Raw genomic sequence first — 23009 nt, 5'->3', positions numbered from 1 at the left:
ACCGCCACCGTTCACTTTCGCCCCGGGCACCCAAACTACATTGATGTCAGCCGTCGAACTGTATGCAATGGATAGCCTCGACGACTGGTTCCCGTACCGGGAGTACCGGCCCCATCAGCGGGAGATGCTTGAAGCGGCCGCTTCCATCGCACGCGACGGCGGCATCGCCATGATCGATGCGCCGACCGGGAGCGGCAAGTCGAGCGTGGTCTCCGCGCTCCTCGCGGAGAGCCGGGGCCGGAAAGTGCTCGTCGCCGTCCGGACCATCAGCCAGCTCGCCACGTTCATGCGCGAGCTCGAGCTCATCCGGAAGAAGCGCGGCAACCTCAAGTTCGCCTACCTCATCGGCAAGTCCAGCATGTGCCCGCTCGGCGGCGAGGGCGATATCTACCGGCGGTGCGAGGGCGTCAAGTCTTTCTCGACGGCGCTGATGCGGGAGCGGGCGCAGAAGGGCTCGCTCGTCCCGGCGAACGACCGGCAGATCAAGCAGCAGATCCGCAAGATGGACCCGGAGCACCCGCTCATCTGCCCCTACTTCATCCACGGTAAATCGTTCGTGGAGCCCGAGGATGGGGGATTGAAGATGATCCCGTCGGCGGCCCTGCGTGTCCGGGCCGAGCGGGTGAGCACCGAGCTGATCTGGCCTGACCAGCTCGCCGGGTTCTGCGGCGACATCTGCCCCTACGACACGATGATGCATGCCGCCCGGGACGCCGACGTTGTGCTCGTGAACTTCTACCACCTCTTCGACGACGCCATCCGGGAACAGCTCTACCAGTCGCTCGGGATCGAGGGGCACGACGCCATGCTGCTCATCGACGAGGCTCATAACTGCGGGGACGTCGTCCAGAGCATCGAGAGCGTGACGATCGAGGAGCGGGATATCGTGCAGGCCGGTCACGAACTCTCCGGACGGCGGCGATCGCCGCAGGCGGACGCCATCGTCCAGATCCTGCCGCAGATCAACCGGTTCATGGAGGCGCTCAAGGGTTCGCACGAGGCCGAGGACTGGTTCGACCCCGCCATCTTCCAGCGGATGATCCTCTCCGGCACGCTCTACCGGAGCGTGGAGGAGATCGTGGACGACCTCCTCAAGATCAGCGAGGGGATTCGCGAGAAGAACATGCAGGCGGGCGAGTTCCGGGAGAGCGCAATCGAGCGGCTGACCGAGTTCTTCTACCGGATCTTCCGCTCCGCCGCCGACCCGGCATACCTCACGGTCTACCGCAAAGAGGACGACGGGGCGGTGGCGCTCGAGGTCCGAAACATCGACCCGAGCACCAAACTCCAGGACATCGCCCGGGCGCACGCCTGCTGCGTTTTGATCTCGGGGACGCTCTCCCCCATCGAGAGTTACCGGCGCTACTACTTCGGCGACCTTCCCGTCACGGCGATGTCGCTCCCGAACTCCTTCCCCCCGGAGAACCGCCGCATCTTCTGCGCAAACGACATCACCACCGCCTACTCGATGCGCCGGGACAGAGAGAACCTCGCACGGACCGAGGACTACATCACCACGTTTGCCCGCCTCCCCGGGAACCTTGCGGTCTATTTTCCCTCCTACGACCTCCTGAACACCTTCGCGGAGCGTTGCGCACCCCGCATCAGAAAGAAGCAGATCTACATCGAGTCCAAGGATACCGCGGCCTCGGCCACGATGCTCCGGGAGTTCATGGCCCTCCCGGGAACCGGCCGCTCGGGCATCCTCTTTGCGGTCTGCGGCGGCAAGTGGAGCGAGGGCCTGGACTACCGCGGCGAGATGCTTGCAGGAGCGCTCGTCATCGGTCTCCCGCTCGCGCCGTTCAACCGCGTCCGCAAGATGGTGATCGACTACTTCCGGATGAAGTTCGGCGAGGAGGGGGAGTTCATCAGTTACACCCTCCCGGCGGTCAACCGCGCTCTGCAGGCGCTCGGCCGGGTGCTCCGTACGCCCGATGATCGGGGTATGCTCATCCTCGGGGAGAAGAGGTTCCTGGAGCGCCGGGTTCACGCGGGGCTGCCGCCGTGGATGCAGGAGGAGATGACGGCATGCACCGTAGATGCTTTCAAAAAGGAGGCCGAGAGATGGCGATCCTGACCGGTTCGTGCCGGTTCGGCCTCTGGCACGTCCACGTCGCGTGGCAGGACGACCTCGTCTACCGGGTGCGGTTCGCTCGTGACGGCATCCCCGGCCGGGTCCCGGAAGAGATCCTGCGCTATTGTGCCGGGCGGCCGGCGGACCTCACCTCCCTCCGGAGCGTCGCGACCGAGGGCGATACGACCTTTGCGAAGATCTACCGTGCTGTCCGGGCAATCCCCTGCGGGGAGACCGTCACCTACGGCGAGGTTGCCCGGATGGTCGGAACCGCGCCCCGGGCGGTCGGGGCGGCGATGGCCCGGAACCCGACCCCGATCGTGGTACCCTGCCACCGGGTCGTCGCGAAGACCGGCATGGGCGGGTTCTCCCCTGATCTCGCGATCAAAGAGATCCTGCTTGGTATGGAGCGCCGGGGAGATGTCTGCACGCCGAAAAAGCGAGAAGTTAACAGGTAACTTCGCCATAGTTATATCGAAATGAAGATCGTGGTCCTGGGCGCCGGGGCGGTCGGGCTGACCGTTGCCGCAAAATTGTCCCGCGTTGCGGACGTTCACGCCGTAGCGAGGACGCGGCACGCGGATGCGGTACGGAAACAGGGTTTTCTGATGACCGGCATATGGGGAGAGGGCGCATACCGGTTCAGCTGCTCCGAGGATCTCCCCGGCGCGTGGCGGGATGCCGACTACTACATCGTCGCCGCAAAGTCCACCGGCACGGAGGCGATCTGCCGCCAGTTCGCCGACGCCATCAGGGGGCGCGAGGTGGTGAGTCTCCAGAACGGTATCGGAAACGAGGAGATCATCACGCGGTTCACCGATCGGGTCATCGGCGCCATGATCATCACCGGGTTCGAGTGGCGGGGCGATGCGTCGGTCCACGTCTCCGTGGAGGCGGCGCCCATGAAACTCGGGCGGTTCCCGTCCGGTACGGACGACGCGGTCGAGCGTCTCGCCGCCCTCATCCGGGAGGCTGGTATCCGGGCGGAGGCGACCGCTGGCATCAGGACGGACATCTGGGGCAAGACCCTCTACAACTGCGCATTAAACCCGCTCGGCGCCCTCATGAACGTTCCTTACGGCGCGCTCACCGATCCGCACGCATGGGGGGTCGTCGCCGCAATCGTAGAGGAGGCTTACCGGGTGGCGGAGGCCGAGGCCGTCCCCCTCCCCTGGGAGACGGCGGAGGCGTACCTGGAGTATCTCCGGGCGACCCAGCTCCCCGCGACGGCCGCCCACCACTCGTCGATGCTCCAGGATATCGCCGGCGGGAGGAAGACCGAGATCGACTTCATGAACGGTGCGGTGGCGGCACTCGCCGAACAGCACGGCATCGATGCGGCTTACAACACCTGTATCGCCGAACTGATCCGCTTCCGGGAGCGGATCTGACGCCGGGAGAGAAGAGCATGCGATCTGCAATAGTCCTCGTTGGCGGGGCGGCACGGCGTGCCGGCGGGCGGGAGAAGTACTTCTTTACGTTCCGGGGCAAGACCTTCATCGACCGTCTCATCGACACCCTGAAGGAGGTGGCGGACGAGATCGTGGTGGTCGCGCGTGACCCCGAACAGTGCGAGCGGTTCGGCCATATTGGGGATGTCAGGTGCATATCGGACGTCCGGAGAGGTCTTGGCCCCATCGGCGGGCTGCACGCGGGGACATTCGCGGTGCACGGTGAGTACGTCTTCGTTGCAGCCTGCGACATGCCCTGTATTCACCCGGGTGTGGTGAGAATGCTCTTTGATGCCGCCGTCGGCTACGATGCCGCTATTCCCTGCTGGAATGCCGATATGCTCGAACCGCTCCACGCGGTCTACCGGAGGAGCGCACTGCTCGGCTACCTGGAGAAGCACGAGTCGCTCTCGCTCCGGCCGATGATCTGGAGTCTCAATACCCGGTACGTGCCTGTAGAAAAGATTCGCGAGATCGATCCGGGTCTGTTGACGTTTACGAATATCAACAATCTCGAAGACCTGGAGTCGATCGATCCTGTGGCAGGGCACGATACCGACGACCCGCGTGACCCCTGCTGAACGTTTGGAGCCCTGGCCCGTAAGCGGGCGGGAGACCGCCCTCCGCACCGTCCTTGCGAGCATTCCGGTCGTGAACCGCCCTTTTCTCGCGACCCGGCCGGTGAGTTCCCGAGGCCGCCCCTCTCGAATCCTCAAAAAGTTCTACCGGTATTCCCGAAACCGCGGCGGCCTCCGGCCGTCCCTGATTGAGGCCGGGCAGGAGCCGGAGAACCGTCCCGGAACCCTGATGCGGAACGTTGCCCGAAAGGTATATATGTTATCTCCGTGGATCAGGGCCTGATGTCATCGGGGGAAGTGACTTCATCCAGTTCTACCGTCAGGGTCCGGGCTTGTTCCGGGCTTGTGGATTCCGGGCGTATCAAGAGGGTGCTCCTTCTGTTATGCTGCCTTACCGCTGCCCTGTGTGGGGTTGCCTCCGCGGACGAGGGGGAGTACGTTCCCGTCTGGGGACAGGGGGCCAACGGCCCTGTTAGTTCCGTGGCGGTCACGCACGACGGTTCCACGATCGTCGCCTCTGCAGGCTCCGCGGTGTACGTTCTCGACCGGCAGGGAGACGTCCTCTGGAAGGCCAATGTCGGCGGAAGGGTGAACAGCGTCGGGATATCGCCCGAAGGGTCGGGGATAGGGGTTGCTGCAGACAAGCTCTATCTCTACGACGGGGACGGAGACCTGCTCTGGACCGAGAAGACGACGTTCGTCTACCGGAGTGTGGATCTCTCGTCGAACGGCATGTACGTTGCCGCCGGATGCGACAACGGTGCGGTCTACATCTTCGACCGGAACAAGAAACAGCTCTGGGACTACGACATGGGAACCGACAGCTACGATCTCGCGATATCGGAGAACGGCCGCAGGATCGCTATCGGCTGCGATAACCAGGGGGTCTACCTCCTCAACAGCAGGGAGGGAGAGTCCTGGAGTTACGGGACCGGCAAAATGGTGAGGGGGATTGACCTCACCCCCGACGGACGGTTCGTGACGGCCGGGTCGGTCGACCGGTGCCTCTACCTCTCCACGGGGGAGGGGGAACACCTCTGGAAATACCCCGTGGGGGATGCCGTCATCTCGACGGCCCTGACGAACGAGGCAAGGAGGATTTTTGCTGCAGCCGGCAGGACAATCCATGTCCTCGACTACACGGGAGCCGAGGTCCAGAAGATCGCCCTCAAGGGCCGTGCGGAGTCCGTCGCGGTGACCCCCGACGGTTCGTTCCTCGTCGTCGGGGGCGGCGAAGGCGATCGGTCAATCCGTCTCTTCACAAACGATCCGGACCTGATCGAGGCCTGGAATCAGCCGGAGACAGCGATCAACGAGACCGAACCGTCGGACAACGTGACGGTCGGCGTGACCGTTCCTCCGGCCCCCGAGAACACCGGCACGGATACGGCGGCGGAAGTAAGCGCCGGGGCCCGGGAAGTCCCGATAACCTCAAGGGTGTTCGGGTGGGTGGAGAACATCCTCTCCCTTCTCTTTGAACCCCAGGAAGACTTCCTGGCCTGACCCTCTGTATTTCAGCCAGAGAGGGCGCTAAACGTGGCGTCTGCTCCCGCTTGCGTCGCGCGCATAGTGCCCGAACTCGCTGTCGAGCAGGACGTCGCCGGAGAAGACGGGGCCGTCCCTGCAGACCCGCAGGCCGTGCGGGTCGGTGCAGCACGACCCGCAGAGGCCGACCCCGCATTTCATGTAGCGGTGGAGGGAGAAGAGCCCCCGCCCGGCACACCCTTCCCGGTCGAGGACGGCGAGCACCGCCGCCATCATGACCTCGGGCCCGCAGACGCAGATGTGCTCGAAGTCGGCAAGATCCACCCTTGATAAGAGCTGGGTCACGAACCCGTGGTGGCCGGCGGTGCCGTCGTCGGTCGCGACCATCAGCGTCGCCGCATCGCGTATCCTCTCCGCGAAGAGGAGTTCGGAGGCCGTCCTGGCGCCGAGGAGGAAGGTGTCCACCTGCCCTGCCGTGACAAGCGGCAGCAGCGGGGAGGCCCCGACACCGCCGCCGACGGCAAGCGTTCTGCCGGAGACGGCAAACCCGTTCCCGTACGGACCCCGTATCCCGATCCGGTCGCCTTCGTGCATCGCAAAGAGAGCGGCGGTTGCGTCGCCGACGTTCTGGACGGTGATCGAGGACGGGGAGGAGAGGGCCATCGGGACCTCGTCCACGTCCGGCACCCAGATCATCGCGAACTGGCCCGGCCGTGCTGCAATCTCGCGGTCGAAGACGAACGTCCTGATCGACGGTGTCTCCTCAACGATCTGTGTTATCGTAACCCCTGCGGGCATCTGCTCATGCATGGGCGCACCCCACGATCTCGCCCGCGTCGATGCCGTCGAGGCTATAGAGGTCGTCTGCAATTGCAGCAAAGATCCCGATGTCGTCGATGATCGCGCTCCCGATCTCGACGGCGCTCGCGCCCGCCATCATCATCTCGACGACGTTGTCGGCGGTGGAGACTCCGCCGCACCCGACGATCGGGATGGAGCACGCCTCGTAGAGGTCGTAGACGCACCGGACCGCAACGGGGAAGATGGCTTTACCCGAGAGCCCGCCGAACCGGTTCCCGAGCACCGGCCGACGGAGTGCAGTCGATATCCGCATCGCCTTCACGGTATTGGCCGCGACGATCGCGTCCGCCCCGCCGCGCTCCGCTGCCGCCCCGATCTCGGCGATATCGGCGACGTTCGGGGTGAGTTTCACCCAGGTCGGAACCCCGAGGGAGGCTACGGCCCGGGTGCACTCCTCCACGAGAGCCGGGTCGCTCCCGATGGCCGCCCCGTAGCCCTCCGCGTGGGGGCAGGAGAGGTTCAACTCGAGCCCGGAGGCCGTGCCGGCGAACCACCCGGCGACCGTCCGGAACTCCTCAGGCGTCCCGCCGAAGATGCTCACGATCACCGGCTCCCCTTGAAGAGCGGCCAGTTCGTCCTTGAACGCGGCCGAGGGGTTCGGCAGGCCCATGGCGTTGATGATGCCGCCGTCGACCACGACCAGGCAGGGGCCGGGGTGCCCCTCTTTCGGGCTCGGGCCGATGGATTTCGTGACCACGCCGCCCGCGCCGTTCGCGAGAATACGGGCGAGCGACGCCCCGGTGGTACCGAGGACGCCGGCCGCGAGCAGCAGGTGGTTCCTCAGTCGGACGCCGCCGACCTCGATGGGGCCTGGATAAAGCGCAACCATTGAAAAAAGGTAGGAGTAGAGTATTATTATACTCTCGCGCCAAGTGTACTAACAGGAAAACATGTGCTCCGCTCTCCGGAGCCCGGGTACCGGCACGGGAGACGGTAAGATGGCTCTTTTCCCCGCCGGATCGTTATTCTCCGTGCAGTCAAGGGCCTCTTTGCGCGCATACCATATACCATTACCGAGAATCAGGACCGATACTATGACCTCGCTTGCAATCTTGGGCGTCGGAAAGGTGGGGGGCGAGACGGCGTTCCTCTCCGCCGCGCTCGGTCTCGTAGACGAGATCGTCGTCTACGATGTATACGAGCCCCTCCTCCGGGCACAGGTGCTCGACCTGCAGCACACGGGTATCGACGTCACGGTCTCCACCGAAACGGCGGCGATGCGGGATGCCGATATATTCGTCTTTGCGGCGGGCACCCCGAGGACACCGGATATCAGGACCCGGGCCGACCTTCTCGAGGCCAATATCCCGGTGGCGAAGCGGTGCAGCGAGCTCCTGGAGGGGTTCCCCGGTGTCGTCATCTCCGTCACGAACCCGATGGACGCGAACAACTACGGCCTCTGGAAGATGATGGGCATCGACCGGCAGCGGTGCATCGGTTTCGGCGGCCAGCTCGACAGCGCACGGTTTGGCGGGTTCCTCCGCGAGGTAGGGATCGGCGGGCCTGCGTGGGTGCTCGGGGAGCACGGCGATCGCCAGGTACCGATCTTCTCGAAGACCGGCAGCGATCTTGATGCCGGTGAGCGCGAAGCAACCCTCTCCCGGATGCGGGGGGCGAGCATGGAGGTGATCCGCGGCAAAGGAGGGACGGTCTTTGGGCCGGCGTATCACATCGCCATGCTGATCCGGGCGATCCTCCACGACCGGCGCGAGGTGCTGCCCTGCTCGTGCGTGCTGGACGGTGAATACGGCCTCTCCGGCTGCTCCCTCGGCGTCCCCGCCCGGATAGGCCGCGAGGGCATCCTCGGCATCGAGGAGTGGGACCTCGATCCCTGGGAGTCCGCGAAGATGGCGGAGGCGGGAGCGTTCGTGCGGGAACTCTGCAGGAGGTTCGATGGCTGACCGGGTGCTCGAGTCCGGCATGAGCGTTCCGGCAACGCTGGGGGACTTCGGGAAAGCGCGGATCGGCATCCATCAAGTAGAGTACGGTAACGTCGGTGCCGATACCCCGGTCGTTTATATCTTCGGCCGGGACGCATCCGGGAAGGCCATTCAAGTCAGGGTGCGCGGTTTTCGGCCCTACTTCTATGCGCCTGCCGATCAGGTGGATGGCAGATCTCTCCCGCAGGAGATCGTCGGCGTTGAAGAAAATACAACCTATCGCTCTATCCAGGGCGTTCCCCTCCGGCGGCTCTACACCCGGCGTCCCGGCGATGTCCGTGCCGTCCGCGATGTATTTTCGCAGCACTATGAGGCCGATATCCCGTTTACCACCCGATTCATGATAGACTGCGGTCTTACCGCCGGTGTCGAATTGCCTGCCGGTGCAGTTGAATCGCCCGATGGTGCCTTTGAGATAGAGTGTCGTGAACTCGCGCCGGCCGAGATCAAAGCCCCGGCCCGCACCTGCATCATGGATATCGAGTGCGTGGACGAGCAGGGGTTCCCCGAGCCCGAGCGCGACCCGATCATCTGCGTCACCTGCTGGGACTCGTTCGACGACGACTACACGACCCTCCTCTGGCAACCCGGCGAGGCGGCGGGCGACGCGCCGGATCTTTGCGTCCAAGAGCGGCACCGGGTTGTCCGGTACCCGGACGAGATCGCGATGCTCAAGGGGCTCCTCGACTACGTCAAAAAACGCGACCCCGATATCCTCTCGGGCTGGAACTTCGTAGAGTTCGATATCCCCTACATCGTGAAACGGATGGGGGCGCTCGGTCTCAAGGCCGAGGATCTCGCCCGTATCCCGGGACAGACCGAGCGAAACGCCGTCCGGGGCCGCTCGATCTTCGATCTCCTCGCTGCCTACCGGAAGATGCACCAGGCCCAGAAGGAGTCCTACCGGCTCGATGCGATCGCCGGGGAGGAACTCGGGGTGACGAAGGTCCGCTACACCGGGACGATCACCGACCTCTGGCGTACCGACCCGAAGCGGCTTGTGGAGTACAACTACCGCGACGTCGAGCTCTGCGTCGGGATCGATCAAAAGAACAACATCATCGAGTTCTACCGGGAGATCGCCCGGTACGTCGGGTGCCCGCTCGACCGGACGCTGAACTCCTCGAACGTCATCGACATCTTCGTTCTCCGGAAGGCGTCGGGCGCGTTCGTCCTCCCTTCAAAAGGGCTCGCCGCAGGCGACGAGTTCGAGGGAGCGACGGTCTTTGAGCCCGCGACGGGCCTCCGGGAGAACGTGGTGGTCCTCGACCTGAAATCGCTCTACCCGATGGCGATGATGACGATCAACGCCTCGCCCGAGACGAAGAACCCGGACGGCGAACTGCGGGCCCCGAACGGCATCCGGTTCTCCCGGGAGCCGGACGGGCTGACGAGGAGCATCATCGCCGAGCTCCTCGAGGAGCGGGACGAGCGCAAGCGCCTCCGAAACCTTTACCCCTTCGGGTCGCCGGAGTACGTTCTCTACGACCTCCAGCAGAACGTCCTGAAGGTGATCATGAACTCCTACTACGGAGTCTCGGGCTACACCCGGTTCAGGCTCTACGACCGCGAGATCGGGTCGGCGGTCACTTCGGTCGGCCGGGCGATCATCAGGCACACCCGGGATATCATCACCAATCTCGGCTACACCGTCCTCTACGGCGACACCGACTCCTGCATGATCGAGGTTCCGCCGGGCGATCTCGAGGCGACCATTGCGCGGGCGAGGGAGATCGAGGCGACGCTGAACGCGAGCTACGGCGACTTTGCGAAGACCGAGCTGAACGCCGATACGCACTACTTCTCCATCAAGTTCGAGAAGGTCTACCGCCGTTTCTTCCAGGCAGGCAAGAAGAAGCGCTACGCGGGGCACCTGGTCTGGAAGGAGGGCAAGGACGTCGACGAGGTGGACGTCGTCGGCTTCGAGATCCGGCGCAGCGACTCCCCGCAGATCACGCGGGAGGTGCAGCGCGCCGTCATCGAGATGATCCTCCGCGGGGACGCGTTCAGCGACGTGCAGGCGTATCTCCGCGACGTCATCCGAAAGTACCGCCGGGGGGAGTACTCCCTCGACGAGGCCGGCATTCCGGGCGGTATCGGGAAGAGCCTGGATAGTTACGAGAACGACGACGCCCACATCCGGGGCGCCAAGTACTCGAACATGCATCTCGGGACCGACTTCAAGCGGGGCAGCAAACCCAAACGCGTCTACATCAAGGCCGTCACGGCGAAGTACCCGCGAACGGACGTGGTCTGCTTCGAGTATGCCGACCAGGTGCCGCCGGAGTTCGTCGTCGATTGGGAGACGATGCTCGAGAAGACGCTCAAAGGCCCACTCTCGCGGATCATCGAGCCGCTCGGGTGGGACTGGCACGACGTCGATCCCTCGCGGACGACGCTCTTTGATTTCGGGATGTAAGAAAAGTTTTGAGGGGCCGCTTTACGCGAGACCCCTTCGCGCACGCTCCTCCTCGAGGAACGCGCTCCGCTCGATGTTCTTCGCCCAAGCGATGCGGCCGCCGACGATCTGCCAGTTGCCCATCTCCAGGACGTCGACTCCCTCGGGAACCTCCGGGACGGCCGCCCCGCCGGGCACGACGAGAACAGCCCTGTCGGCTTTGCTGGCGCTTGCGGCAGCCTCGAGTGCCTCAACGGCACCTGCCGGGACACTGGGAGTCATCTTCACGTTCACGAGCACCCGCTCCGTCCTGCCGGCGACCCGGCGGGAGAGCAGACCCTCCGGCTGCGCACTGCCGGCGGGGGACCATGAGAACTGCCACCCGTCCTGGGGAGAGAACCGCCGGGCGAGGGCCTTCTGGACATCAAGATACGTAGAATCCTTTATGCCACCCATATCAATATCCTCTGCTTTACTGTATGGTCACGGTCGAATATAAGCGTTATAGTTTTTCCTCCTCCCGCTTCTCTTCGCGTACTCGGCGACGGCGGCCGGCGGTTTCCCTTCTCCGGGACCGGTATGGGGCCGGGAACATACGTCTATCCGGGCGGCATGCCGGGAATACACGGAGGAACACTTTTATCCTACCGCCGGTATTATGCACCGGGGTTTGTTAGTATGGCAGAGGCAACGCAAACAGAGGCCGGGGTTGTGGAAGCGTACGAGAATCTGGCCCGTCAGGTGCTGGATCGGCCGGAGAGCATTCCGAGCGCCATCCACAATCTCCTCCTGAAACTGGCGGAGACGCACCCGGGAGCGGTCTACTGGATCGTCCGCAAGTTCTACCAGGAGTATCTCCGGCTCTACGTCTCCGATACCGGTTACATCGGCATCGCCGACCGATACGAGCCGAAACTGATGTATCCGGGCGATATCGTCCTATACGTGGTTCCCGAGAGCCCGCAGCCGGACGACATCGTCCAGGTCACCTTCACCGACAAAGACGAGGTGAGCGTCTACGTCATCCACGCCCGGGTCATGAGGTGCAACGACGACCGGTCGATACAGGTGGCGGATACCGGTACCGGAGAAGAGTACCGGGTCGTCGACTGGAACATCCTCGGCAAACTGGTCAGGGTCATCCCGTTCGGCTCCAACGAGTGGCAGGAGCTCTTCGCGGCGTCCGGCGTCCCGAAGGAGTGGGTGGTCACGTCGGTTGAGGAGAACATTCGTTCCGTCCAGGAGTCGGAAGTTTCCGGGAAGGACAAGGCGATCGCCGAACTCAAGCGCCGCCTCGATGATCTGGTGTAGCGGGAGCGCTCTGGAGCGGAGTTCTTCCGGATGGCGGGTGGTTCGGCCTTTATATCGACCGTGAGCGCCGCTGTTCCGGTATCGTCATCCCTTTTCGCACGAAGATTTTTGAGGGGAGCGATCTATTCCTGATATATGAAGTATCTGGCAGTGCTGATTCTCGGTCTGCTGCTCATCCCGTCCGGAGCCCAGGCGCTCACGTTCCTCAGCGGGGATCAGCAGGTTATCGACACCCCCATCCCCGACGATGTGGTCGCCTCGGGCGGGTCCGTGACCGTCAACGCCCCCGTAGACAGCCTGACGGTTGCCGGGGGCATGGTGACGGTGGATGCGCCGGTCGCCGGCGACGTCATCGCCGCGGGCGGCACCCTGATCGTCAACGGCGATGTCGGCGGGAAGGTGCTTGCCGCCGGGGGCGAGATCGAACTGAACGGGAACGCGACGAACGCCCTCATCACCGGGGGCACGGTCAGGATCGGGGAGAATGCCGTCATAGAGCGCGATGCGTTCATCTCGGCGGGCGAGGTCACCAACGCGGGATCGGTTCTCCGCAACCTGACGGTATCGGGCGAGACCTTCAACAATCCCGGCACGGCCGGGAACGTGACGTTCGAAGAGCCGCCGGAGCCCGGGCTGCTGCCCGATCTTGTCTCGGTGCTCTTCGCCGTTGGATTCCTGATCCTCGGTCTTCTCATCATCCGGGCGTTCCCCGACCTGTTCGCTGCGGTGGTCGGGCAGGTCGAGAAGAGCCCGATTCTCCTGACGGTTCTCGGGTTCGTCGCGATCATCGTGTCGGCGATCATCCTCGTCATCATCGCGATCACGATCGTCGGCCTCCCCATCGCGCTCGTCGCAGGAATGCTCTTCATCGTCGCCCTGATGCTCTCGTCGCTCTTCGTCGCATACGCCCTCGGGGACGTCATCGCCTCCCGGGCGGGATGGAGCCCGGGGCGTTCGTGGATATTTGTCCTGGGGTTCGTGATCCTGCAGATCCTCCTCTTCATCCCGCTGCTCGGGGCGATCGTCCAGATCGTCGCGGTCAGTCTCGGCTACGGGGGGCTGCTCTACGCGTTCAGGAGTTTCTGCCCGTTCCGTGCCGGTGGGGGGGAGGCGTAGTATCTTTTTTTGGCCGAATGCCTCAGTCCGGCAGATTCACCGCAACCTTGCTAATATCATAGGGTTTTTCCGGGGACGTTATCGGCATGCGGAATCGCCGGTGGTACTTGCTACCTGCTATACCCCATTTACGGATTTCGAGGGGGTATCGCCATGGGGGGTGGGGACAAAGGGGAGTGCGAGCGCAGCGAGCATGAGAAACTCGAAGAGTTTCGAGGGGGGCAAGCCCCCTTCCTCACCTGACGGTGGTCGAGCTCCGGTTCCACGAACCATCGCACTCCCCGTCAGCCCCTCCTCGCACCTAACGGTGCTCACGCTCACTGCGTTCGCGCCTCGCACCTTCGGTGCTCGAACTCCGCTCCTGCGGAGCGTCGTTCCCCCATGGCGATACTCCCACGGTCCACTGTACTGGGATTTTTCCACGCTCTCGGATCGCTTCATCTCTCGCTTACGTGAAAAGCATACAATACCCGAGGCTCACCAGTCAAGACTTGTAGTCTTTACCCATTCACCGCCGTCCCCGCCCCCTCCTGTCGTACACCCCCGGCATGGCCTCCCGGACGGCGGCGAGCGTCTCTGGCAGGAGGGTGCCTTTCTTTCCGATGACGTCCGCCGTCCGGATGGTGGCGGCGTGTGCGGCCAGAGCGTAGCTCTCGGTGAAGAGGTCGAGCCCGCCCCGGGCGAAGTCGTCGAGCGAGAGGGGTATCGAGATCCCGTCGGCGGACGGGCTGCTCGATACCGGGCAGACCAGCAGGCTCCCGCTCTCTCCCGCAGAAACGACCACAGCCGGGCGCACCTTTCGCTCGCCCCCTCCCCCGATTCGAACGGGGGCTAAAACGACGTCGCCGCTGGCGTAGCGTCCCATATGCATACAGGTTGACGTGAAAACCGATAAGAGAATTGATCCGGGCTTTATAATTACAGGAGAAAAGGGGAGCGTTCCCGCTCCCGGTGCGCCGTTACGGCGCCTGCCCCTTTGCTTTTCCGTTGGACTTCTGCTGCTCTTCACGGAACTCTTTCTGGTTCTTCACCTTCTCCTTCACCATCGCGGCCCGGGCATGCCCGTCATCGCTGCCGAACTTCGCCGCATTTCCGTTGCCCGGGTTGATCACGGAGACGGACCCGGTGCCGACGACCGGGACGGAACCGTTATCCGTCACGGCGCCCCCGGTCACCGTCAGGTTGCCGTCGCCGGCGGCGAGGTCGAGGTCCTGGCGCCGGTACTTCAGGATGAGCGTGCCGCCGTCCTTTGCGCAGACGTTGACCTTCTCCGGTGTTGCGTTCCCGATCGCGAACTCCGAGGGGTCCGATACCGTCGTGTTCGCGCTGTCGGCTCCGGTAAACCCGAGCCAGTCCGCGATGCTGATAAAGACGGTCATGACACCGTTGCTCTTCTGGTTCAGGGTCTTCGGGGCGACCTTCACTTCCGCCGTCTGCGGGGCGACGGTCACGTTCAGGGTGTCGCAGGCGACGGCGCCCGTCGCGTTGTTTGCGACCTCTACCGTGACCGTGTAGGTGCCGGCGGCGAGGTAGGTATGGGTTGCCCGGACGGTGCCGTTCTGCTCGTCGTCCTGCACGATCTCCGCCTCGGTCCTCCCGGTGCTCCAGTTGACGCAAGCCGAGAGGTTCATCGCGTCGAAGATGTCCGTGTCGTTGCAGGCAGCGAGGATGGTAACCGGCTCCCCGGCAAGCACGGTGCGGTCGCCCCCTGCATCGACCGTGAGGGCGGCCTGCACGGCAGGAACCACCACGGCAAGGGCGATGAAGAGGGAGAAGATTCGGATTGTAGTGTCTCGTTTCATGAGTAACTCATCTCCGGTAGATACTGGCCCTGCCCCCCTATTTGACCGCATTGAGCTTCCCGGTTCAACCTATTAGCCGGACGGTGGTACACGATCGCCTATATCCGGAGCAGTCGGGCATTGATCGCGACGATCACCGTACTTGCGCTCATCAGCACCGCTCCTGCCGCCGGCGTGAGAAGGATCCCGGCGCCGATCAGAACCCCGGCGGCGAGCGGGATGGCGACGGCGTTGTAGCCCGTTGCCCAGAGAAGGTTCTCGAACATCTTCCGGTAGGTCTTCTTTGCAAGGTCGATGACCGCCGCCGCGTCCCGCGGGTCGCTCCTCACCAGAACGATATCGGCGCTCTCCACGGCCACATCGGTCCCGGCCCCGATGGCGACCCCGAGATCGGCCTCGACGAGCGCGGGTGCGTCGTTGATCCCGTCGCCCACCATCGCCACCCGGTAGCGCCGTTGCACCTCCCGGATCTTCTCCGCCTTCTCATGGGGCAGGACCCCGGCGAAGAACTCGTCGAGACCAAGTTCCCCCGCCACCCACGCGGCGACGTCGCGGTTGTCCCCGGTCAGCATCATGCACCGGACGCCCATCTCTTTGAGCCGGCGTATCGCCTCCCCCGACTCCGGCCTGATGATGTCGGCGAGCGCGAGCGCTCCCGTGAGCCGGTCGCCCTCGAGCAGGAAGACGACGGTCTTGCCCTGCCGCTGGAGCGCCCGAATCCGCCCGTCCCCGGCATCGATGCCGCGCTCCGCGAGGTAACCCGGACCGACCACCCGGACGCTCCGGCCGCCGACCGTCCCCTCGACGCCGACCCCCGGGATCGCCCGGAACCCTTCTACCGGGAGCGGAGCGATTCCCCGCTCCTCCGCGCTCCGGACGATGCCCCGGGCGATCGGGTGCCCGGAGTGCGCCTCAACCGATGCCGTCGTCCCGACCACGTTGTCGTCCGTAGCGCCGCCGAAGGCGAGGACGTCCGTGACCCCGAACCGCCCCTCCGTCAGGGTCCCGGTCTTGTCGAAGACGACCGCAGTGAGGTCTTTTGCCCGCTCGAACGCGCTCCGGTCCCGGATCAGGAACCCCGACTTTGCGGCAAGCGCCGTCGAGACCGCGATCACGAGCGGGACGGCGAGGCCGAGCGCGTGGGGGCAGGTGATGACCATCACGGTCGCGGCCCGCTCCACCGCAAATCCGGTCCCCTCCCCGAGGGCGAACCATCCCGCGAACGTCACCGCACCGACCGAGAGGGCGATCACCACCAGGAGGAACGCCGCCCGGTCCGCGAGGTCCTGCGTCCGCGACCTGCTCTCCTGCGCCTTCCGTACAAGGTCGATCACCTGCGCAAGGTAGGTCTCCGCACCCGTCCGCCGGACCTCCACGACGATCGAGCCCTCGCCGTTGACCGCCCCGCCGATGACCTCGTCACCCGGGCGCTTCTCCACCGGGCGCGACTCCCCGGTGAGCATCGCCTCGTTGACGCTCGTCGCCCCCTCGATCACCGTGCCGTCCACCGGCACCTTCTCTCCGGGCCGGACGAGAACCCGGTCACCCGGTTCGAGCCGGTCGACGGGCACGTCGTCCGTGCCGGCGTCCCGGAGAAGGTGCGCCTCCGAGGGCATGACCCTGACCAGTTCCTCGAGCGCCCGCGACGCCCCGAGAACCGAGCGCATCTCCACCCAGTGCCCGAGGAGCATGATGTCGATCAGGGTGGCGAGTTCCCAGAAGAACCCCTCTCCCCCGACGAGGCCGAGAACGACCGCCGAACTGTATACGTAGCGACGGTGATCGCGACGGCGATGAGCGTCATCATCCCGGGCATCCGCGCCCGCAGTTCGCTTACGATGCCGGTAAGAAACGGCCGGCCGCCGTAGAGGTAGACCGCGGTCGCAAGAGCGAGGAGCAGGTAGTCCGAGCCCGGGAACCGGATGACGATCCCGAGAAGTTCCTGGACCGGCTCCGAGAGGAGGAGAATCGGAATCGTCAGTATCGTCGAGACGACAAAACGCCGCCGGAAGTCCTCGAGGGCGTGGCGGTGCGTGCCGTGGCCGGGCCGGCGGGTCTCCGGCGGCTTCTGTCCGGCGGCCTCTTCTGGATGCGTCTCGTAGTGCCGTCCGCTCTCACCGTGATCGTGGCCCACGTCATGCCCTCCCCGTCTGCTTCTCTTCTGCGGTCCCGTCGTGCATGCTCAGGCCGCGTGCGTAGCCGTTCATGGGGGTGATGCCGTTCTCGCGGGATGTAAATATACCGGCCGCGCGCAGCCTGAGAGCGTCGGGGCACGTGTCTGCCGTCTCGCGGGTGACGGTCGCCTGCCGGTGGAAATGAACAGATTTATAACTTCAGGGAAATAGCATAATGCCTGTGCTCGGATGAACCTGCCCGCATGACCGATGGAACCGTCAAAATTCTTCTGAATTTTGGCTGGATCCGTTAGAGGCATGCGGGAATATTTTATCACCCCATGGGGATGAAACTTCTCCGAGAATAAAGGAAGGTGATCCCGGCCGATGCATGAATGCACACCCGCACATGGCGATACCCTCGTCCTCTCCGGCATCCTGGATGCGTTCGACGAGGGGCTGCTTGTTGTCGGTCCCGACAACCGGGTGGCCTGCATCAACAGGCACCTGCGGCACCTCCTCGGCATCACCCGTGACGTGCCCGCCGGAACCGATGTGGATCGCTTCGTCCGCCGGGCCCTGGTATCCCGTATCTGCGAGGAGTCGGGCAGAACCGAGATCGCTGCATTCCTCTCCGGCCGTGCCCCGGCTGCCGATTTCCCGTGTGCGATGCGGTTGCCCGGCGGCGGCGAAGGGCTGTTTTGCTGCTCATGCCGGGCCGTGCATGAAGGCCGGCTTCGCGGCAGTCGGCTCGTCCGCTTTTCTCCCGAACCTTCCGGCGACGGGATCGCCCCGGGCAAGGACCGCGATTCGGGTGTGGATGCTGCTAAACGGAGGCGGATGGAAGAGATCCTGCGGGAGAGCGAGGACCGGTACCGGTTCCTCGTCGAGAACCTCAACGAGGCCATCGGGGTGATCAACAGGGAGGGCGTTGCGGTCTTTGCTAACCAGAAATTGGCCGAAACCATCGGCTACCCGGTCGCCGAAATCATTGGAGAGCCGGTTTCTCTCTTCGTCGACGAGGTGGATGCCGGGTGCCTGGTGGAGTACCTGCAGAACCTGGACCTGAACATGCGCGAGGTCTTTGAGATCGATCTGATCCGTAAAGACGGTGGTCGCGTACATACGCTGATGGCAACCACCCCGATCGTCGACGCCGACGGCGCCTGCAGAGGATTCCTTGCCGGGATTCAGGATATCACCGCCTTAAAGCAGATGGAGGCAAAACTCCGGGAGAGCGAGGAGAAGTATCGATTGCTCGTTGAACTCTCCGCTGAAGCGACCCTGATTCACCGCGACGGGAAGATCATATTCACCAATCCCGCCGGCATGAGGCTCCTCGGCGCTTCACGCCCGGAAGAAGTCCTCGGGAAGGCTATCCTTGATATCGTCCACCCGGACGCCCGGGAGATTGTCGAGGCCTTCTCCGCGCGGGATCTCCAGGGAGAGGAGACGCCGCTCATCGAGCTGCTGGTTGTCAGGCTTGACGGGACGACGGTCCCCATCGAGGGGAGGGGCACCCGAACGGTTTTTGAGGGGCGGCCCGCGGTTCAGGTCGTTATGCGGGACGTCAGCCACCGGAAACAGGCGGAAGAGCAACTGCAGGCGAGGAACCGGCATCTTCTGCTGCTCAACCGGATCATCGGCACATCCGCATCGACGCATCTGCCGGGAGAACTGCTGGTGAAGGCGCTCAACCAGACGCTCGACCTCCTCGGCTACGACGGCGGCGCTATTTACCGCCTTGATTCCGGGCGGGGGGAGGCCGCTCTCCAGTGCCGGCGAAACATGCCTGATGCGTGCCTGGAACTGGCAGAAACCGTTTTCGGGGTATCGTTCGCCGATACCCTCGCCACCGGCCTTCCCTGCTATCTTGAACAGGATCGGGGTCCGAACACCTCGGGATCCCGCCTTCTCCGGGAGCTCGGGTTTGCCGCACTCGCCTGCATCCCGCTCGTCGTCGAGTCCGACGTCGTCGGGGCGCTCCTCATCGGGAGCAGGGAGCGGGGATTCTTCTCTCACGATGAGCGCGCGCTCCTTGAAGCGGTCGGACGTGAGATCGGCGCCGGCATCGTGCGGGGAATGCTCTACCGGAGGCTTGAGGTGGCGAACCGCGAGGCGAACCTCTATCTCGACATCCTCACTCACGATATCCGGAACGCAGACAACGTCGCAAACATCTATGCCGACCTCCTCATCGACGAGCTCGAGGGCGAGCCGGCGCGACATGCCCGGAAGTTGAAGGACGGGATCAGGAAGAGCATCGAGATCACCGCAAACGTCGCCACCCTCCGAAAGATCCAGGAAGTCCGGAACGGGCTTGCACGCCAAAACCTCCACGACGTGATCCGGGAGGAGATCGCCCACTTCCCCGACCTCTGCATCCGGTACTGCGGGCAGCCCGTAGAGGTCTTTGCCGACGATCTGCTTCCCGAGGTCTTCACGAACCTTATCGGCAACGCCGCAAAGCACGGCGGCCCGGGTGTCGAGGTCACGGTGGCGGTCGACGATCTGGACGAGGAGGGCGTCGTCGTCACCGTTGCCGACACCGGCCCGGGTGTTCCGGACGAGGCGAAGGAGGCGATCTTCTTCCGGTTCGAGCGGGAGGGCGGCAGGCGGGGGAGCCAGGGGCTTGGGCTCTCGATCTGCCGGATGCTTGCTGCCCGCTACGGCGGCAGGATCTGGGTCGAGGATCGCGTTCCGGGCCGCCCGGGGGAGGGCGCGGCGTTCCGGTTCTCCCTCAGGAAAGCCGGACGCGGGGGGGGCGCCCCCGCCTGAAGGCCCGCGGCGCATGCCGCCTGCAGACGATCTGCTTTATTCCTCCCGTCGCAGATATTTTCCCATGCACAGGATTGCTCCTCTTCTCTTTGTCTGTATCCTCCTCTCCGCCGGATGCCTCGCCGCAGACGAGCCTCCGGCAGGGGCGGGTGTCAGCCTGATCGCCCCGGTTGACCCGGTGCCCATCTTCGACGGCCGGGCAACCTACTCCGGGATCATCGGCGAGGAGACGCCGCAGATCCGGACGAATTACAGCATGGGCTGCGTTGACATCGCACCGGGCAACGCGACGCCGCCGCACCGCCTGATCGGGACGACGGAACTCGTCTACGTGCTCGGCGGTGCGGCGGAGATCCGCTGCGGCAACGAGACGGTAACCGCTCGCGAGGGAGAGGCAGTGCTCCTGCCGGAAGGCGTGCTGCAGTCGATAGCCTCGGCCGGGGATACCGGGCTCCGTTACCTCACCGTGGTCCAGCCGCCCTTCACGCCCGCAATCGAGATCGCGGGGGACGGGCCTGACGCGATCGGCGCAAAAACGGACAGTGCGCCGCTCGTCGTCGCCGATCCCCGGGAGGGGATCGAGTGGAGCCTCGAATCCGGCGTGGCGGTCTACACCCTCTTAAATCCGGTGCTGATGAACGAGACGACGATCCCGGTCGACTACAGCCTCGCGTACGCCGAACTCCTCCCGGGCGGGTATCTCGGCTACGACGGTATCAACGGCTCTTCCGACCTCCTCTACGTGATCGAGGGTGAGATAGAGGTTTCCACACCGGACGGAGAATTGATACGGGTCCCGTCCGGGAGTGCCGCCTACGTCCGGCCAGACCAGGTGAAAGAGACCCGGAACGCCGCGGACTCGACCACGAGGATTCTCTCGTTCATCGACCCGGCATGGACGCCGGAGAAGACCGTTCTCTTTGAGTGAAGCCTCTCTCCTCCTCTTTTTCCAGGTGCCTAACTCCCGGAATCCGGCCGGCCTATCCTGAGAGCGTTTGCGATGACCGCAAGCGAGAGCCCCATGTCCCCGAACGCCACCGCCATCCAGAGCGTGACCAGCCCGAGGACGGCGAGCCCGGCGATGCCGAGTTTCACCACGAGCGCCGCTATGACGTTCTGCCGGACGACCGAGACCGTCTTCTCCGAGAGGGCGACGAGGTAGGCGACCCGCGAGATGTCGTCCTCCATCACGACGATGTCGGCGGCCTCGATCGCGACGTCTGAGCCTATCGCCCCCATCGCGACCCCGACGTTCGCCCGCGCAAGCGCCGGCGCGTCGTTCACGCCGTCGCCGACCATCACCACGAGCCCGTAGCGGTCCATCAGCCGCTCGACCATCGTCACCTTATCCTCCGGCAGGAGCCCGGCATGGCACTCGTCGATCCCGATGCGGCGGGCCACCGCCCCCCCGACGCGCTCGTTGTCCCCGGTGAGCATCACCGTCCGGATTCCTCGCGCCCGGAGAGCGGCAACCGTCTTTTTTGCATCCTTCTTTACCACGTCCGAGAGGGCGATAAGCCCAAGCACCCCTGAGGCGGTGCCGGCGAGGACGACGGTCTTCCCTTCGCTCTCCAGACGGTCGTAATCCGCCCGCCATGCCGGAGTATCTCCGTCGGCAAAGAGCGCAACGTTCCCGAGCACGTAGGCCGCACCGCCGATCTGTCCCCGGACGCCTCTTCCTGCAATCGAGACGAACTCCTCGACGTCCTGCAGGACGGCGCCCTCCTCCTCCGCCCGCCGCCGGATCGCCTCCGCGATCGGGTGACCCGAACGGGACTCGAGCGACACGGCGACGGCGAGCACCTCCGCCTCCGGGATCCCGAACCCGATCACGTTGTCCACCTCGAGCCTCCCGGCCGTGAGCGTCCCGGTCTTGTCGAAGACGACCACCCGGGCGAGCCCCACGGCCTCGAGCGAGTCCCTGCCCTTGATCAGCACGCCGTTATGCGCCGCGGTCGTGATCCCCGAGACCATCGAGACCGGGGTGGAGATCGCGAGCGCACAGGGACAGGCGATGACGAGCAGGACCAGCGCCCGGTAGAACGCCTCGAGGAACGGGACGCCGAAGGCGAGCGGCGGGACCACGACGAGGAGGGCGGCGCCGAGAATGACCGCCGGCGTGTAGTAGCGCGAAAACCGTTCGATGAACGCCTCGGTGGGAGAGGTGTGGGCCTGGGCCTCCGCGACCAGGGCGGCGACCCGGGCTATCGTGCTCTCTCGTTCCGGTTTCGTCACCCGGACTTCGAGGTACCCGTCGACGTTCCGCGTCCCGGCGTAGACGCCGTCCCCGACCTCCTTTGCCACCGGGACGCTCTCACCGGTGATCGCCGCCTGATCGACCGATGATCCGCCGGCAGCGACGACGCCGTCGAGCGGGATGGTGTCGCCCGGTCTCGCGATCACAGTCTCCCCGACGCCGACGTCATCGACCGGGACGGTCACCTCCCCATCGTCCCGCCGGACCCGGGCCGTCTGCGGCGCGATATCGAGGAGCGAGGCTATCGAGCGCTCGGCCCTCCCGGCCGCGTACTCCTCCATGAACTCGGCGACGGCGTAGAGGTAGAGCACGGTCGCCCCTTCGGCCGGGTTTCCGGTCAGGAACGCCCCTGCCGCCGCGATCGTGATGAGCACGGCGATGCTGAACCGGAGCCGGATGAGAGCAAAGAATCCGGCTCTCAGGACGTCGTAGCCGGATATAGCCGCGGCAGCGAGCAGCAGGGCCGTGCCGGCGAGGGGATACGGGGTGAGGTAGTTCACGAGTATCCCCGAAAGGAGGAGGATACCCGAGACCCCGAAGACCGCGATCTCCCGGCGCCCGACGACCGGCCTGTGAATCTTGCAGATCCCGGCCCGGCATCGGGGGCAGGACGGGCACTCCTCACGCTCCGTCACGGCCCGCCTCCGGCCGGAGTCGTTCGGGCGCAGGTCTCTATCATAACCCTGCAACCTTAACTGCGTCTCACTTAAAGGGTGTCCGGGCGCATATCCCGATCTGTCGCCGGCGCGATCGCTCAAAAGACGGGTCGCCCTTTCACCGAGCAGAAGCATTATGAAGAGATCGCCCCAAATGATCGGAACGATCACCCACTCCACAGCATGCC

General features: G+C 64.7%; 19 protein-coding genes. 11 read left to right on the top strand and 8 right to left on the bottom strand.

Annotated elements, in window-relative coordinates:
• Positions 1-67: 67 nt before the first annotated feature.
• The 5 genes from EI28_RS01095 (at position 68) to EI28_RS01070 (ending at position 5606) form a co-directional block, all read left to right on the top strand.
• On the top strand, positions 68-2077 hold the full coding sequence (locus tag EI28_RS01095) for an ATP-dependent DNA helicase (RefSeq protein WP_048111958.1): 2010 nt from the start codon (positions 68-70) through the stop codon (positions 2075-2077).
• Positions 2065-2532, top strand: coding sequence for a methylated-DNA--[protein]-cysteine S-methyltransferase (locus EI28_RS01090; RefSeq protein ID WP_048111957.1), 468 nt, complete (start codon positions 2065-2067; stop codon positions 2530-2532). The genes EI28_RS01095 and EI28_RS01090 overlap by 13 nt, the downstream gene beginning before the upstream one ends.
• A gap of 21 nt (positions 2533-2553) precedes the next feature.
• Positions 2554-3465: a ketopantoate reductase family protein gene (locus EI28_RS01085; protein WP_048111955.1), complete on the top strand. Its 912-nt coding sequence runs from the start codon at positions 2554-2556 to the stop codon at positions 3463-3465.
• A gap of 17 nt (positions 3466-3482) precedes the next feature.
• The gene (locus EI28_RS01080) at positions 3483-4106 is read left to right on the top strand and encodes a molybdenum cofactor guanylyltransferase (protein ID WP_048111954.1); all 624 of its coding nucleotides are present in this window, start codon (positions 3483-3485) and stop codon (positions 4104-4106) included.
• 279 nt (positions 4107-4385) lie between these two features.
• Positions 4386-5606, top strand: coding sequence for a WD40 repeat domain-containing protein (locus EI28_RS01070; RefSeq protein ID WP_048111952.1), 1221 nt, complete (start codon positions 4386-4388; stop codon positions 5604-5606).
• A 27-nt stretch (positions 5607-5633) separates the two neighbouring features.
• Here EI28_RS01070 and EI28_RS01065 read toward each other — a convergent pair whose 3' ends face one another.
• Positions 5634-6398 carry a dihydroorotate dehydrogenase electron transfer subunit gene (locus EI28_RS01065; protein ID WP_048111951.1) on the bottom strand — a complete coding sequence of 255 codons (765 nt, stop codon included), beginning with the start codon at positions 6396-6398 and terminating at the stop codon, positions 5634-5636.
• Positions 6391-7278: a dihydroorotate dehydrogenase gene (locus tag EI28_RS01060; RefSeq protein ID WP_048111950.1), complete on the bottom strand. Its 888-nt coding sequence runs from the start codon at positions 7276-7278 to the stop codon at positions 6391-6393. The genes EI28_RS01065 and EI28_RS01060 overlap by 8 nt, the downstream gene beginning before the upstream one ends.
• A 205-nt stretch (positions 7279-7483) precedes the next feature.
• Here EI28_RS01060 and EI28_RS01055 point away from each other — a divergent pair, with 205 nt between their 5' ends.
• The gene (locus tag EI28_RS01055) at positions 7484-8350 is read left to right on the top strand and encodes a malate dehydrogenase (protein WP_048111949.1); all 867 of its coding nucleotides are present in this window, start codon (positions 7484-7486) and stop codon (positions 8348-8350) included.
• Between the two features lie 19 nt (positions 8351-8369).
• The gene (locus EI28_RS01050) at positions 8370-10808 is read left to right on the top strand and encodes a DNA-directed DNA polymerase (protein ID WP_048112042.1); all 2439 of its coding nucleotides are present in this window, start codon (positions 8370-8372) and stop codon (positions 10806-10808) included.
• 21 nt (positions 10809-10829) lie between these two features.
• Here the strand turns inward: EI28_RS01050 and EI28_RS01045 are convergent, their stop codons facing one another.
• Positions 10830-11243 (bottom strand): hypothetical protein, encoded by a 414-nt coding sequence (locus EI28_RS01045; RefSeq protein WP_048111947.1) that lies wholly within the window; start codon positions 11241-11243, stop codon positions 10830-10832.
• A gap of 222 nt (positions 11244-11465) precedes the next feature.
• On the opposite strand from EI28_RS01045, the gene EI28_RS01040 reads away from it, so the two are divergent.
• Entirely contained in the window at positions 11466-12098 is a 633-nt protein-coding gene (locus EI28_RS01040; RefSeq protein WP_048111946.1) for a hypothetical protein, read from the top strand.
• Between the two features lie 135 nt (positions 12099-12233).
• The gene (locus tag EI28_RS01035; protein WP_048111945.1) at positions 12234-13214 is read left to right on the top strand and encodes a hypothetical protein; all 981 of its coding nucleotides are present in this window, start codon (positions 12234-12236) and stop codon (positions 13212-13214) included.
• A 508-nt stretch (positions 13215-13722) separates the two neighbouring features.
• On the opposite strand, the gene EI28_RS01030 is transcribed toward EI28_RS01035, so the two are convergent.
• The 4 genes from EI28_RS01030 to EI28_RS14625 all read right to left on the bottom strand — a co-directional run bounded on the left by EI28_RS01030 (position 13723) and on the right by EI28_RS14625 (position 17150).
• Entirely contained in the window at positions 13723-14079 is a 357-nt protein-coding gene (locus EI28_RS01030) for a type II toxin-antitoxin system PemK/MazF family toxin (RefSeq protein ID WP_231476516.1), read from the bottom strand.
• A gap of 94 nt (positions 14080-14173) precedes the next feature.
• Complete coding sequence (locus EI28_RS01025; protein ID WP_231476515.1) at positions 14174-15016, bottom strand: PKD domain-containing protein; 843 nt, start codon at positions 15014-15016, stop codon at positions 14174-14176.
• A gap of 98 nt (positions 15017-15114) precedes the next feature.
• The gene (locus tag EI28_RS01020) at positions 15115-16716 is read right to left on the bottom strand and encodes a heavy metal translocating P-type ATPase (RefSeq protein WP_231476523.1); all 1602 of its coding nucleotides are present in this window, start codon (positions 16714-16716) and stop codon (positions 15115-15117) included.
• Positions 16716-17150, bottom strand: a complete 435-nt coding sequence (locus EI28_RS14625) for a hypothetical protein (protein ID WP_231476514.1) — start codon at positions 17148-17150, stop codon at positions 16716-16718. Before EI28_RS14625 ends, EI28_RS01020 begins: the two co-directional genes overlap by 1 nt.
• 367 nt (positions 17151-17517) lie before the next feature.
• Between EI28_RS14625 and EI28_RS01015 the strand changes: the two genes are divergently transcribed.
• Both EI28_RS01015 and EI28_RS01010 read left to right on the top strand, forming a co-directional pair.
• Positions 17518-19908 carry a PAS domain S-box protein gene (locus EI28_RS01015; RefSeq protein ID WP_048111942.1) on the top strand — a complete coding sequence of 797 codons (2391 nt, stop codon included), beginning with the start codon at positions 17518-17520 and terminating at the stop codon, positions 19906-19908.
• 64 nt (positions 19909-19972) lie between these two features.
• The gene (locus tag EI28_RS01010; RefSeq protein WP_048111941.1) at positions 19973-20836 is read left to right on the top strand and encodes a cupin domain-containing protein; all 864 of its coding nucleotides are present in this window, start codon (positions 19973-19975) and stop codon (positions 20834-20836) included.
• 29 nt (positions 20837-20865) lie between these two features.
• Here EI28_RS01010 and EI28_RS01005 read toward each other — a convergent pair whose 3' ends face one another.
• Positions 20866-22800 (bottom strand): cation-translocating P-type ATPase, encoded by a 1935-nt coding sequence (locus EI28_RS01005; RefSeq protein WP_231476513.1) that lies wholly within the window; start codon positions 22798-22800, stop codon positions 20866-20868.
• Between the last annotated feature and the right edge of the window lie 209 nt (positions 22801-23009).

Source organism: Methanoculleus sp. MH98A, assembly GCF_000691865.1.
Classification (GTDB): domain Archaea; phylum Halobacteriota; class Methanomicrobia; order Methanomicrobiales; family Methanoculleaceae; genus Methanoculleus.
The sequence above is the reverse complement of the archived record's forward strand: the minus strand, read 5'-3'. Positions and strand labels throughout refer to the sequence as shown.

What these genes read in the sequence shown, in the direction of transcription:
- EI28_RS01095 (WP_048111958.1), top strand. Translation starts at nt 68, where the DNA reads ATGGATAGCCTCGACGACTGGTTCCCGTACCGGGAGTACCGGCCCCAT.
- EI28_RS01090 (WP_048111957.1), top strand. Translation starts at nt 2,065, where the DNA reads ATGGCGATCCTGACCGGTTCGTGCCGGTTCGGCCTCTGGCACGTCCAC.
- EI28_RS01085 (WP_048111955.1), top strand. Translation starts at nt 2,554, where the DNA reads ATGAAGATCGTGGTCCTGGGCGCCGGGGCGGTCGGGCTGACCGTTGCC.
- EI28_RS01080 (WP_048111954.1), top strand. Translation starts at nt 3,483, where the DNA reads ATGCGATCTGCAATAGTCCTCGTTGGCGGGGCGGCACGGCGTGCCGGC.
- EI28_RS01070 (WP_048111952.1), top strand. Translation starts at nt 4,386, where the DNA reads ATGTCATCGGGGGAAGTGACTTCATCCAGTTCTACCGTCAGGGTCCGG.
- EI28_RS01065 (WP_048111951.1), bottom strand. Translation starts at nt 6,398, where the DNA reads ATGCATGAGCAGATGCCCGCAGGGGTTACGATAACACAGATCGTTGAG.
- EI28_RS01060 (WP_048111950.1), bottom strand. Translation starts at nt 7,278, where the DNA reads ATGGTTGCGCTTTATCCAGGCCCCATCGAGGTCGGCGGCGTCCGACTG.
- EI28_RS01055 (WP_048111949.1), top strand. Translation starts at nt 7,484, where the DNA reads ATGACCTCGCTTGCAATCTTGGGCGTCGGAAAGGTGGGGGGCGAGACG.
- EI28_RS01050 (WP_048112042.1), top strand. Translation starts at nt 8,370, where the DNA reads ATGAGCGTTCCGGCAACGCTGGGGGACTTCGGGAAAGCGCGGATCGGC.
- EI28_RS01045 (WP_048111947.1), bottom strand. Translation starts at nt 11,243, where the DNA reads ATGGGTGGCATAAAGGATTCTACGTATCTTGATGTCCAGAAGGCCCTC.
- EI28_RS01040 (WP_048111946.1), top strand. Translation starts at nt 11,466, where the DNA reads ATGGCAGAGGCAACGCAAACAGAGGCCGGGGTTGTGGAAGCGTACGAG.
- EI28_RS01035 (WP_048111945.1), top strand. Translation starts at nt 12,234, where the DNA reads ATGAAGTATCTGGCAGTGCTGATTCTCGGTCTGCTGCTCATCCCGTCC.
- EI28_RS01030 (WP_231476516.1), bottom strand. Translation starts at nt 14,079, where the DNA reads ATGGGACGCTACGCCAGCGGCGACGTCGTTTTAGCCCCCGTTCGAATC.
- EI28_RS01025 (WP_231476515.1), bottom strand. Translation starts at nt 15,016, where the DNA reads ATGAAACGAGACACTACAATCCGAATCTTCTCCCTCTTCATCGCCCTT.
- EI28_RS01015 (WP_048111942.1), top strand. Translation starts at nt 17,518, where the DNA reads ATGCATGAATGCACACCCGCACATGGCGATACCCTCGTCCTCTCCGGC.
- EI28_RS01010 (WP_048111941.1), top strand. Translation starts at nt 19,973, where the DNA reads ATGCACAGGATTGCTCCTCTTCTCTTTGTCTGTATCCTCCTCTCCGCC.